This window comes from Bacillus sp. RIT 809, assembly GCF_016892495.1.
Taxonomy (GTDB): domain Bacteria; phylum Bacillota; class Bacilli; order Bacillales; family Bacillaceae_G; genus Bacillus_A; species Bacillus_A cereus_U.
Genome location: NZ_JAFEMR010000085.1, coordinates 1 through 294 on the forward strand (window position 1 = coordinate 1; position 294 = coordinate 294).

Here is a 294-nt window from a genome sequence, read left to right on the forward strand (position 1 = left end):
CGTGGCTAGAAATAGCGAGCGTGAATGTCGCGAAAGCAGAAAAAATCAATCAGATCGTGCAAGGTTAAATCCTAAACACTAGAACAATGGGTCTTCCGCCTCGAATCATCTAAGTCAAAATTGATAAGATGAACGTTCAACGACTATCTCGTATAACTGACGAGAGTACATCACAAGCCTATGGTGATGGAAAAATCCTCTATCTCTAAAGAGATAAACATATAGTCTGCGCTCATGTGAAAACATGAGAAGTTCATAAGAGAACTGGCTAAGGAATTGCGCCCTTAGTTGAAC

1 protein-coding gene is annotated in these 294 nt (G+C 40.5%); it reads right to left on the reverse strand.

Going from position 1 to position 294, the window contains the following annotated elements; genetic code table 11:
- Positions 1 to 114: 114 nt before the first annotated feature.
- A partial coding sequence (locus JTF23_RS27580) for a hypothetical protein (RefSeq protein ID WP_204210295.1) occupies positions 115 to 294 on the reverse strand: 180 nt, incomplete at its 5' end.